Source organism: Thiohalomonas denitrificans, from assembly GCF_016841685.1.
Taxonomy (GTDB): domain Bacteria; phylum Pseudomonadota; class Gammaproteobacteria; order Thiohalomonadales; family Thiohalomonadaceae; genus Thiohalomonas; species Thiohalomonas denitrificans_A.
In genome coordinates this window covers 1-12051 of the sequence record NZ_JAENYR010000096.1, presented here as the reverse complement: position 1 = coordinate 12051, position 12051 = coordinate 1, and the positions used below count along the sequence as shown (strand labels likewise).

Here is a 12051-nt window from a genome sequence, read left to right as displayed (position 1 = left end):
GTCCAACACCGGGATAAGATCGCGGCTACGCGCGATCTATCCTTATTCGTTATGACTTTTTGTCATTCAGTTGCACCCTGGCTTCCTGCCACTGCTCCCATACATTCTCTGGGTCTATGTCTGTATACCCCCTCGATTCCTCAAGCGCTTGTACTTCATGGATAGTGCCCATTCTGCATTCAGCGTTATCCCTGATTTCAAGTACTTCACTCTTCGAAAGGGGAGCCCCCTTTTCGCGCTCTTTATGCAGTAAAACCGCAACTAGCGCTGGAATTGGTATGGGAAATAGTTCGTCGTCCGTCATTGACATTTACTCATAACAGTGGTTTATACAGAATCTGTAATTTGCCGGGTTATACGGATTCCGTATAACACTCGCCTCGCCTTGCATTTCCCTTTCCAGCGTTGCAGCATAGCCATACTGTATTGATATACACGTACCAAAGGAGAAGGGATTATGGTCAAAAACCAGGACGACAAGAAGCGGCATTTCTGGAATCGCTATATACAATACCTTCATAATCAAGGAATCAACCCACCTTTCGACCGCTGGCATGTGGTCCGTGCCGAGCAGGAATAAATGGGGTCGTAGTAACATATTTTGGCCATTCCCCGCCTCGTGCTTCCCCACCGTGAATGTCCCCTGTTGGCGATAGTTGCGATAGAGAAAGGCAACGACCGGGAACCCCGATCGGTTCGTCGGCCGCCGGCGGGCGGTGTTCGGCATAAAGCCGAGATTTCTGGCGGGCTGCTCCCCTGCAACTCCGCATTCCTGGCGGTCCCGATTCCTAACAATCACTGAATCCTACCGGAGGTGGGGCGTGGGGCCAAGGGCTGTGGCAAATCGGTTTAGCAGGCGTGGCCGGTTTTGCGACACCTTCATGAGAACGTGCCCTCCGCTGTTATTACGAGGACGCCCCGGCGGCGAAGTCATCTGGTGGCTCGAACGGCGAGATTGCTTCGCACACTTCGATTAGCGGCGGTGTCTCCGGCATCGCCCTGAGACCCTGGAGTCCGCCGACGGCTCGCAATGACAGTTAAACGTTCGTTGCTGATTCGGGCCTGGTTGGCTCAGGCCCTCGCGATATGCTCAGCGAAGTAGCGTTCCGCCCTTTTTAAGGTTTCGGTCAGCACCGGCGCCAGCTCGAAGGCTCCATTGATGTTTTCCGCTATGGCGGTGTCATCGGTGAGGTATTCATGGGCGAAGGAGTTTCGCAGCAGTCGGAGTTGCTGCCAGTCGTCAGCGGACTCGACAATCCCGAATTTCTCCATACGGCGCAGCATGTCCAGCACAGAGACATCGCCGCTGGTGTCTTCCAGGCTTGCGAGGGCGACCGATCGGGAGAGCTTGGAGACGATAAAGTCGTGTAGTTTCCCGAAGCGGGCGAGAAACAGGTCGAGGCGATCGATTTGCTCATCGGTCAGCCGACTTACATCCTGAGGCGTGACAGGCAGATCCCGTCCGGCCTGCTCCCGTGAACGCTCGAGATTGCGGGCCATCCGTTCGGCAGCATCGAGGTTTTGGCGAAGAATGGCTTCCGGTTGCCTCATAGGCGAATCCCCGAATGGTGGATTTCCCTTTCAAAAGGGCTAAACGGCGTACCCCGACGGTGTAGCAGCAGGTCGATCCGCTGCGGTCCCAGCCTTTCCCAAAGCCGGTTGAGGAGCCGCGCCTTCAATTCCAATGTCCCGGTTTCGATATCGGTTTCGAGATAGAGGTCGATATCGCCACCCTCCTGCCTGTCGTCGGTACGGGAGCCGAAAAGGTAGACAGATGCGGTGGGGTCTTCCGCCAAAACGGTTTCTCGGATGGCTTGCTGTTGGCTTTCGGATAGTCGCATGGTCGGCCTCCAACCGGGTAATTGGAAACCTACGTTATCGATAGGCCGGGGACAAGTTATTCCCCTCCCCCCAACCCCTCTCCCGTCAGGGGAGAGGGGCTTTTCGAGCTTGGATTACCTTACACCGCGGCGATCGGAATCACCTTATCCGCCACCTTCTTATACTCCTCAATCTCATGGAAGTTGAGGTAGCGGTAGATCTCCGAGCTCATGGTGTTGAGGTCTTTGACCTGCTCCATGTACTCCCCGACCGTCGGGATCTTGCCCAGGATGGCGGCGACGGCGGCCAGTTCGGCGGAGCCGAGGTAGACGTTGGCACCTTTGCCCAGGCGATTGGGGAAGTTGCGGGTGGAGGTGGAGAAGACCGTAGCGTTGTCGGCAACCCGGGCCTGGTTGCCCATGCAGAGGGAGCAGCCGGGCATTTCGGTGCGGGCGCCGGCCTTGCCGTAGATGCTGTAGTAGCCTTCCTGCACGAGCTGGTGCTCGTCCATTTTGGTGGGCGGGGCGATCCACAGTTTGGTGGGCACGGAGGCGCCGGAGGCCTCCAGCACTTTGCCGGCGGCGCGGTAGTGGCCGATGTTGGTCATGCAGGAGCCGATGAACACTTCGTCGATGCCCTGCCCTGCCACGTCGGAGAGCAGCTTGACGTCGTCCGGGTCGTTGGGGCAGGCGACGATGGGCTCTTTGATGTCGTTCAGGTCGATCTCGATGACCTGGGCGTAGTCGGCGTCGGCATCGGCCTCCATCAGCTCCGGGGTCTCCAGCCACTTCTCCATGGCATCGATGCGGCGCTGGAGGGTGCGCTTGTCTTCGTAGCCGCTGGCGATCATCCATTTGAGCAGGGTGATGTTGCTCTGCAGGTATTCGATAATCGGTTCTTTGTCGAGCTTCACGGTGCAGGCGGCGGCGGAGCGCTCGGCGGAGGCGTCGGAGAGTTCGAAGGCCTGCTCCACCTTGAGGTGCTCCAGCCCCTCGATCTCAAGTATGCGGCCGGAGAAGACGTTCTTCTTGCCCGCCTTGGCCACGGTCAGGTGGCCATGCTGGATGGCGGCGTAAGGGATGGCATTGACCAGGTCACGCAGGGTGACGCCGGGCTGCATCTTTCCCTTGAACACCACCTTCACCGACTCGGGCATGTCCAGCGGCATGACGCCCAGGGCGGCGGCGAAGGCCACCAGCCCGGAACCCGCCGGGAAGCTGATGCCGATGGGGAAACGGGTGTGGGAGTCGCCGCCGGTGCCGACGCTGTCGGGCAGCAGCATGCGGTTCAGCCAGGAGTGGATGACGCCGTCGCCGGGGCGCAGGGAGACGCCGCCGCGGTTGGTAAAGAAGCCCGGCAGGTCGTGCTGGAGCTTCACGTCCACCGGCTTGGGGTAGGCGGCGGTGTGGCAGAAGGACTGCATCACCAGATCGGCATTGAAGCCGAGACAGGCCAGCTCCTTGAGCTCGTCGCGGGTCATGGCGCCGGTGGTGTCCTGGGAGCCGACGGTGGTCATGCGCGGCTCGCAGTAGGTGCCGGGGCGCACGCCCTCGACGCCGCAGGCGCGGCCGACCATCTTCTGCGCCAGGCTGAAGCCCTTGCCGGTGTCCTCGGGGGCGACCGGGCGTTTGAAGACGTCTGAGGCCTCCAGGCCGAGTTGGGCGCGGGTCTTGTCGGTCAAGGAGCGGCCGATGATGAGCGGGATACGGCCGCCGGCGCGCACTTCGTCGGTGATGGTCGAGGGCTTGAGGCCGAACTCGACGAGGGTCTCGCCCGCCTCGTTCTCGATCTTCCCTTCGTAGGGCTTGATGGTGATGACATCGCCTGTATTGAGCTTGGAGACGTCGCACTCGATGGGCAGCGCACCCGCGTCTTCGGCGGTGTTGAAGAAGATGGGGGCGATCTTGCTGCCGATGACCACGCCGCCGGCGCGCTTGTTGGGCACGTAGGGGATGTCGTCGCCGGTGTGCCAGAGCACGGAGTTGATGGCGGACTTGCGCGAGGAGCCGGTGCCGACCACATCGCCGACGAAGGCGACCGGGAAGCCCTTCTCCACCTTAAGCTTTTTAATGGTGTCGATGCCGTCGGGCATCTTCGCCTGGAGCATTGCCATGGCGTGCAGCGGGATGTCCGGGCGGCTCCACGCCTCGGAGGCGGGCGAGAGGTCGTCGGTGTTGGTTTCGCCGGGGACCTTGAAGACGGTGACCTTGATCTCGTCGGCCATCGGCGCACGGTCGGTGAACCATTTGGCATCGGCCCAGGCATTCACGATACGCTCGGCGTGCGCGTTGCCGGCCTGGGCCTTCTCCATGACATCGTTGTAGGCATCGAACACCAGCAGGGTCACGGCGAGCGCGTCAGCGGCAACAGGGGCCAGTTCGTCGTCATCCAGCAAGTCCACCAGGGGTTGAATGCTGTAGCCGCCCTTCATGGTGCCGAGCAGCTCGATGGCCTGTTTGCCGTCGATGAGCGGTGTTTCAGCGCTGCCCTTGGCCACATCCGCCAAAAAGGCGGCCTTGACGTAGGCGGCCTCGTCCACACCGGGCGGGATGCGGTGGGTCAGGAGTTCGACCAGCGTCGCCTCTTCGCCCTCCGGCGGATTCTTGATGAGTTCCACCAACTCGGCCGTCTGAACGGCGTTCAGCGGCAGCGGAGGCAAATCCTGGGACTCGCGCTCGGCGACGTGTTCTCGATAATTCTCCAGCATTTCAATACCCTACAAATTTGTTTTCGAACCTACCTGATTCCCGTTCACAAGCAGGTTCCATCGCGAACGCGTTCGCAGGCTGCCGCCGGGCGCTGCAGCCGGTGCCTGTTTGTGGACGGGAACCACCTGATTGTTTGACCAGCGAATCGGCCTAGGATACCGCAACGGCGACATAAAGTGACCTTCCCAAGCACGAACCAGGGGGCACTTTTCTGTGAACTGGTGGACAGGCGACTCGGGAGAGCAGCAAGCTCTCAAGGATCCGAAAGCCTCCTGCTATAGGTCGGCCTACTCGCAGATCAAGCGCCGGGGACAGATTCCGACCCATTCGTGTATGATCGCCGGCTTCACGTGACCCTGTGTGGAGCTGGCATGGAACTCACCCAACTGACCGCGATTTCCCCCATTGATGGCCGTTATGGCGGCAAAACGGCCGACCTGCGCCCCATTTTCAGCGAGTACGGCCTTATCCGCCATCGGGTAATGGTGGAAGTGCGCTGGCTGCAGAAGCTCGCGGCGACCCCCTCGATCGCCGAAGTTCCGACGCTCTCCGGACACGCCGACAACGTCCTGAACGGAATCGTAGAACATTTCGACGTCGAGGATGCCCAGCGCGTCAAGAATATCGAGCGCACCACCAATCACGACGTGAAGGCGGTCGAGTACTTTATCAAGGAGAAGATCGCCGGCAACGGCGAGCTGGAGGCGATCAGCGAGTTCGTCCATTTCGCCTGCACCTCCGAGGATATCAACAATCTGGCCTATGCCCTGATGCTGCGCGAGGCGCGCACTCAGGTGGTCATGCCGATGCTCGATGAGGTCATCGACGCCATTCGCGATCGGGCCCACCAGTTCGCCGAGCTGCCGATGCTTTCCCGCACCCACGGCCAGCCCGCCTCCCCCACCACGCTGGGCAAGGAGATGGCCAACGTCGTCTATCGACTCCGGCGGCAGGCGGAGCAGCTCAAATCCGTGCCGATGCTCGGCAAGATCAACGGGGCCACAGGCAACTACAACGCCCATCTCGCGACCTACCCCGAAGTGGATTGGGAGCAGTTTGCGGAAGAGTTCGTCACCTCGCTGGGCCTCGACTGGAATCCCTACACCATCCAGATCGAACCGCACGACTACATTGCCGAGTTCTTCGACGCGCTGGCCCGCTACAACACGGTGCTGCTCGATTTCGACCGCGATGTCTGGTCCTACATCTCCGTCGGTTACTTCAAACAGAAGACCGTGGCCGGCGAAGTGGGCTCCTCCACCATGCCGCACAAGGTCAATCCCATCGATTTCGAGAATTCCGAGGGTAACCTGGGCATCGCCAACGCGCTCTTTGACCACCTGGCGGCCAAACTGCCGATCTCACGCCTGCAGCGTGACCTCACCGACTCCACGGTGCTGCGCAACCTCGGCGTCGGTATCGCCCATTCGGTGATCGCCTATCAGTCGAGCCTCAAGGGCATCAGCAAGTTGGAGGCGAATCCTGAGCGCCTGGAGGCCGACCTGGACGCCAACTGGGAAGTGCTCGCCGAACCGATCCAGACCGTCATGCGCCGCTACGGCATCGAAAAGCCCTATGAGAAGCTCAAGGAGCTGACCCGCGGCAAACGCATCGATCAGGCCGGCATGCAGGCGTTCATCGACACCCTCGAGATGCCCGAGGAAGCCAAACAGCACCTCAAGGCCATGACCCCCGCGACCTACATCGGCAATGCGGCGGAGCAGGCGAAGAGGGTTTAGGAGCCTGTCCGAGAATAGGCTGACCTACTGCGGCCAATCCTGATTGGCCAGATTTCCCGCTCATTTTCGTTAAATAGAACCACTATTCGCCTCAAATGACCGAAAAATCTGACTCAATCAGTCTTGCCTTCATGACGGTCGCTATTCTCGGACAGGCTCCTAGGGAATTTAAAACCGCAAAGGACGCGAAGAACACAAAGGATTTTTGTAACGTACATTGCGCCGTCATTCCCGCGGAAGCGGGAATCAGAGAGCAGCGGCATGACTCAAGATGGATCCCCGCCTGCGCGGGGATGACGACGGTTTAATTCATGGCGCCACAGTTCGCGGGCCTGGATCCCCGCCTGCGCGGGGATGACGAGTCGCCTGCGCGGGGATGACGAATCACCTGTGTGGGGGGATGACGAATCACCTGCGCGGGGATGACCAATTTCCCAGGCTGTGCATGATCACTCGGACGAGTAGTTACGAATTTTCACACTCTCTGTGGTGTAAAGTTCCAGCTGGAAGAATTCTTCGCGCCCTTTGCGGCCCTTAGCGGTAAAAAAATAGCCATGTCTCAACTACTCGGCGGGCTTACGCCCGGACAATTTCTGAAAGAGTACTGGCAGCAGAAGCCCCTTCTGGTTCGCCAGGCCGTGGCGGATTTCCCGTGCCCGGTGGCACCCGGGGAGCTGGCGGGGCTGGCGTGTGACGAGGAGGTGGAATCACGGCTGCTGCTGGAAAAGGGTGGAGAGCGGCCGTGGCAACTGGAGCACGGACCCTTCTCCGAGGAGCGCTTTCCGAACCTGCCGGAGAGTCACTGGACACTGCTGGTCCAGGAGATCAACAAGCATGTGCCGGAGTTCGCACTGCTCCAGGATCGGTTCAACTTCCTTCCCAACTGGCGCCTCGATGATGTCATGGTCAGTTTCGCCCCGCCCGGCGGAACGGTGGGTCCGCACGCCGACAACTATGACGTTTTCCTCATCCAGGGACCCGGGCGCCGCCGCTGGCAGATCAGTTCCCGGACGCCCGCCGAGGAGGATCTGATCCCGGATCTGGATGTACGGATCCTGCGTGACTTCCAGCCGGAGCAGGAGTGGGTACTCGAACCGGGAGACATGCTCTACTTGCCGCCGGGCATCGCCCACCATGGGGTGGCCCTGGAAGACTGCATCACCATCTCGGTGGGCTTCCGGGCACCGGCCGAGGCAGAGCTCATCGCCGCCTTTGCCGCGCAGTTCCTCGACACCCTCGACCCGGAACGCTTCTACCGCGACGCAGGTCGCGTGCCCGCACGGGTGCCGGGCGAAATCGATCAGCCTTCGCGGAAGCAGATACACGCCATCATTCGCCAGATGGCGATGGACGACGGTGCCCTCGATCGCTGGTTCGGCCGCTTCACCACTGCGGTGCGCCCCGGGCACTGGCTACCCGAATCGGAGGCAGCGGTCGATTTCGATGCCCTTTTCCAGCGCATGAACGCCGGCGAGGCACTGTGGCGCAGCGAATACGCCCGTTTCGCCCATTTCAGTGACGAGGATGGCACGGTGCACCTGTTCGTAGCCGGTGAGGAGTACCCGCTTCCCGAAGCCCTGACTTCCGCCGCGGTTCTTCTGGCGGGTCAGAGACGCTTTACCGCAGCCGATTTCGTGCCGATTGCCGGTGAGGAGGCATTCCGGCGACTGGTGACCGAACTCTACGCCCGAGGCTGCCTGTTCTTCCCGGAATGAAGGTGCCGGTCGATATCACGGTCGTGCAGTGGTCATCCGAATCCCGGCCCGCGATTCGCTCCATCCGCGAGCGGGTATTTATCCTTGAGCAGGGCGTTCCCGCCGAGCTGGAGTGGGACGGGAAAGACGCAACTGCCACTCACCTGCTGGCCCATGCTCCGGGAGGCGAACCGGTGGCTACCGCCCGCATGCTGATCGATGGCCATCTCGGCCGGGTTGCCGTCCTGCCCGAATGGCGCCGCCGCGGCATCGGTTCTGCGCTAGTAGACCGGTGTATAGCCATCGGCCGTGAGCGAGGTCTGAAACAGATCTGGCTCGATGCCCAGGTGAGCGCCATCCCGCTGTACGAAAAGCTCGGCTTCGTGGCGGAGGGCGACGAGTTTCTCGATGCCGGCATTCCACACCGGAGAATGCGCCAGCAGTTGCAATAGCGGGCCTGCACACCTTCCAGCACGGAATCGAAAATCCCCCGTGCGCTCCGCCGCTACTTGGCTAACCTTGTTTGAGGTGCACGGGCGATAACAAGGATAAGGCGACATACCCAGCAGGAGATCCCATGGCGTACACCGATTACACCCTTGGCGAGCACAGGGAGCTGATTGGATTCGGGACGGCCGATGAGAACCGCCAAATCGCCCGCTCGATGGCGGAGCAGGCAGGCCGCACGATCCACATCTTCACTACCGACCTCGATCCGGCCGTATTCAACCAGGTGGACTTCATCGAAGCGATTGCCCGAATGGCCCGTAGCCATTCCCGTGCGCGCGTCAGCGTGCTGGTCCAGGATTCGGCCAAGGCGGTCAATCGGGGACATCGCCTGGTGGAACTGGCACGGCGACTCAGCAGTCGGGTGGAGATCCGAAAGCCGGTCGCGGAATACAGCGACCTCAAGGAGACCTTCATGGTCGCGGACGGCAGGGGCTACTTCCATCGCATACAACCGGACCGCTACGAAGGCCAGGCCCGCTTCCACGACCCGTTGCAATGCCGCGAATATGTCCAGCGGTTCGATGAAATCTGGCAGCGTTCGCACGGGGACCGGGAATTGAGGCGGGTACACCTGTAATGCCGAAAACCACCGCATAACGGTATCGCCGACCGCGTCGGGGGCCACACCTTTGACCTGCGCGTCGCCGTACCCGGCGGGATGCCGATAACTCCAGATGACGAAAAGAAGTTCACCATCCGACGAGTCCTCCGGGTGGATCCAACCGGACAGCAAAGGGGGAACTGCAATGGCCCACTCCGCCATTCACTACACGATCCGACCAGCCCATCCCGAGGCTCATCTCTTCGAAACCACCCTGCGGATTGACGAACCCGCTTCCGAAGGACAAACGCTCTCCATGGCCGCCTGGATTCCGGGCAGCTACATGATCCGGGATTTTGCGAAGAACGTGGTGCGCCTTTCCGCCAGCAGCGGCGGCGAACCGGTGCCGGTGGAGAAACTCGACAAGCAAACCTGGTGGTGTGCACCCTGTGAAGGCCCTCTGGAGGTGCACTACGAGATCTACTGCTGGGATCTGTCGGTACGCGGTGCCCACCTGGACCCGACCCACGGCTATTTCAACGGCACTGGCGTCTTTCTCAAGGCCGATGGCCACGAACGCGCACCCTGCAGCGTCGACATCCGCCCTCCCGAGGGTGAGGCGTACGGGCGCTGGCGCGTCGCCACGACGCTGCCCACCGACGACGCCGCCCCTTACCGCTTCGGCCGCTACCGGGCCGACAGCTATGCGGAACTGGTGGACAATCCGGTGGAAATGGGGAAATTCGACCTCATCGAGTTCGAATCACGGGGCAAGCCCCACGCCATGGCCCTGACCGGCCGTTATCGGGCAGATACGGCACGCCTGGCAACGGATCTGCAGAAGATCTGCGACTATCACATCGGACTGTTCGGGGAGCTTCCCGCGGAGCGCTACCTGTTCCTTACCATGGCCGTGGGGGACGGCTATGGCGGCCTGGAGCACCGCAGCTGCTCCAGCCTGATGTGCAAACGCGACGCCCTGCCCCGCCACGGCATGGTGGAACCGGACGATGCGTACCGCGACTTCCTCGGCCTCTGCAGCCATGAGTACTTCCACACCTGGAACGTCAAGCGCATCCGCCCCAAGGTGTTTCAGGAGTACGAGCTGTCCCGCGAGGTTCACACCCGTCTGCTGTGGGCCTTCGAGGGGATCACCTCCTATTACGATGAACTGGCACTGGTCCGCGCGGGCCTCATCAGCCCGGAAAGCTATCTGGAACTGCTCGGGCAGATCATCACCCGCGTCATGCGCGTGCCCGGGCGGCACAAGCAGACCGTAGCCGAATCCAGCTTCGACGCCTGGACCAAGCTCTACAAACAGGACGAGAACGCCCCCAACGCCACTGTCAGCTACTACAGCAAGGGGGCGCTGGTGGCACTGGCCCTCGACCTGACCATCCGCCGGGAGACCCGCGGAAAGCGCTCCCTGGACAATGTCATGCGCGCACTGTGGAGCGAGTACGGGCGCAATGACCGGGGCATCGACGAGCGCGAATACGAAGCTTTCGTCGAGGAGGTCACCGGGGTCCCACTCAGTGGATTCTTCGACAAGGCCCTGCGCGGGACCGACGATCTGCCGCTGGCCGAGCTGCTCTCCACGGTAGGAGTGGGCTATCACCTGCGCTCGGCCGAGTCGGACACCGACAAGGGTGGCAAGCCACCCTCCCCCGACGCCAGCCACCCGGATCTGGGCATCCGCCTGGCGCCCTCCACCGAGGAGGCAAAGATCCTCTTTGCCTTCGAGGGGCGTTCGGCCATGCGGGCGGGCCTTTCGGCCGGAGACGTGATCGTGGCCATCGACGGGATCAAGACCACCCGTGGCAACCTCGATCAACTCTTGAGCCGCTATCAGGGGGGCGATGAGCTCGACGTACATGCCTTCCGCCGCGACGAACTGATGACCTTCGAGGTGGAACTGCAGGAAGCACCGCCCGATACCTGCTACCTTACGCTCGATGAAGCGGAAGGTGAAACGCTTCAGTATCGCCAGCACTGGCTGGGTGGAGCGGGGTAATTCAATCCGGTAAATAGGCCATATTGCGGAGCTGGATGATACTTTTTCTGGTCGGTCTGCACCGCCTCGGAAGCGGCAAAAACCGCGATATTCCCCATTCCGGTACCGCATCGCCCGCGTGGTCTTTGCCGCTGCTACGGCGCGTCCGGGCAGCGATCCCCCTATTCGCCCTGGTCCTCGCCAGCGGTATGCTTCTGTCGGGGTGTGGCTCGCCGAAAGCGACCGTAAAGGCCGCCACCAAACCCATGGACCATTTTATGGCCCTGGAAAGCGACGGGCGCATTCTCTACGAAGCGGGCGGAGAAGCCCTGGCGGCGCGCGTGCAGCAGCTGCTCGATGACGCCGTCAGCACGGTTGAGCGCCGCCATGGCCTCCCGTTTCTGCGCCCCGTCCGAGTCCACGTGTTTGCCAACTCGGGAACTTTCGCCGGAGAAAGCCCCTCGCCCAATACGGCCGGTGTCACGGTCGGGGGCGAACTCTACCTTTCCCCCCGGCTCGCCAAAGCCCCGGAAAGGCTTCGCGGCATTCTCACGCACGAGCTGGCCCACCAGCACTTTACCCAGTACCTCGGGGTCCGGAACGCCTACCGGATCCTGCCTCGCTGGTTCGCTGAAGGCTTTGCGGTGGTGGTGTCGGGGGCCGGGGCCGACCGGGTTAGCGAACAGGAGGCGATTCGCGCCATTAGCGCAGGTGAACACCTGAATCTTTCCGGCGAACATCAGGCGTCGCTCGCCCAAACTCGCTCGTACGGTTTGCAGCCGCACATGTTCTATTACCAAAGTACGATGTTCGTGAAGTTTCTGAAGCGACGCTACGGTGAGGAAAAATTTGAAAGCCTGCTAAGCCGTCTCTTCGGCGGCGAGCGGTTTGACGACGCCTTTGTGGCAGCCTTCGGCAGGCCCGTGCCGAAAGCCTGGTCGGAGTTCATCGACTCGGTACAGGACCCCTCCTGATGAACTTGCCCCCGCTGTCATTACGAGGACGCCTACACGGATGTAGGTGGTAGAGAGACGCAGGAAGCCAA

General features: G+C 61.4%; 11 protein-coding genes. 7 read left to right on the top strand and 4 right to left on the bottom strand.

All coding sequences use genetic code 11. From position 1 onward, the window contains the following. Nucleotides 1–49: 49 nt before the first annotated feature. Nucleotides 50–304, bottom strand: coding sequence for a hypothetical protein (locus Q7L05_RS15440; protein WP_303908721.1), 255 nt, complete (start codon nt 302–304; stop codon nt 50–52). A gap of 153 nt (nt 305–457) precedes the next feature. Here Q7L05_RS15440 and Q7L05_RS15435 point away from each other — a divergent pair, with 153 nt between their 5' ends. Next, entirely contained in the window at nt 458–580 is a 123-nt protein-coding gene (locus tag Q7L05_RS15435; RefSeq protein ID WP_303908718.1) for a hypothetical protein, read from the top strand. A gap of 491 nt (nt 581–1071) precedes the next feature. Here Q7L05_RS15435 and Q7L05_RS15430 read toward each other — a convergent pair whose 3' ends face one another. The 3 genes from Q7L05_RS15430 to acnB form a co-directional block, all read right to left on the bottom strand. Next, the gene (locus Q7L05_RS15430; RefSeq protein ID WP_303908715.1) at nt 1072–1551 is read right to left on the bottom strand and encodes a hypothetical protein; all 480 of its coding nucleotides are present in this window, start codon (nt 1549–1551) and stop codon (nt 1072–1074) included. Continuing rightward, nucleotides 1548–1841, bottom strand: a complete 294-nt coding sequence (locus Q7L05_RS15425) for a nucleotidyltransferase domain-containing protein (protein ID WP_303908712.1) — start codon at nt 1839–1841, stop codon at nt 1548–1550. The genes Q7L05_RS15430 and Q7L05_RS15425 overlap by 4 nt, the downstream gene beginning before the upstream one ends. Nucleotides 1842–1960: 119 nt before the next feature. Beyond that, entirely contained in the window at nt 1961–4528 is a 2568-nt protein-coding gene (gene acnB, locus Q7L05_RS15420) for a bifunctional aconitate hydratase 2/2-methylisocitrate dehydratase (protein WP_303908709.1), read from the bottom strand. A gap of 372 nt (nt 4529–4900) precedes the next feature. Between acnB and purB the strand changes: the two genes are divergently transcribed. The 6 genes from purB (at nt 4901) to Q7L05_RS15390 (ending at nt 11980) form a co-directional block, all read left to right on the top strand. Next, the gene (gene purB, locus Q7L05_RS15415) at nt 4901–6268 is read left to right on the top strand and encodes an adenylosuccinate lyase (RefSeq protein WP_303908706.1); all 1368 of its coding nucleotides are present in this window, start codon (nt 4901–4903) and stop codon (nt 6266–6268) included. A 554-nt stretch (nt 6269–6822) separates the two neighbouring features. Beyond that, entirely contained in the window at nt 6823–7983 is a 1161-nt protein-coding gene (locus Q7L05_RS15410) for a cupin domain-containing protein (protein ID WP_303908703.1), read from the top strand. A 2-nt stretch (nt 7984–7985) separates the two neighbouring features. Next, on the top strand, nt 7986–8414 hold the full coding sequence (locus tag Q7L05_RS15405) for a GNAT family N-acetyltransferase (RefSeq protein WP_303908700.1): 429 nt from the start codon (nt 7986–7988) through the stop codon (nt 8412–8414). 125 nt (nt 8415–8539) lie between these two features. Then, nucleotides 8540–9049, top strand: coding sequence for a DUF7931 domain-containing protein (locus Q7L05_RS15400; protein WP_303908697.1), 510 nt, complete (start codon nt 8540–8542; stop codon nt 9047–9049). Nucleotides 9050–9218: 169 nt separating this feature from the next. Beyond that, nucleotides 9219–11027 (top strand): M61 family metallopeptidase, encoded by a 1809-nt coding sequence (locus tag Q7L05_RS15395; protein ID WP_303908694.1) that lies wholly within the window; start codon nt 9219–9221, stop codon nt 11025–11027. 35 nt (nt 11028–11062) lie between these two features. Continuing rightward, nucleotides 11063–11980: a peptidase MA family metallohydrolase gene (locus Q7L05_RS15390; RefSeq protein WP_303908691.1), complete on the top strand. Its 918-nt coding sequence runs from the start codon at nt 11063–11065 to the stop codon at nt 11978–11980. Nucleotides 11981–12051 lie beyond the last annotated feature (71 nt).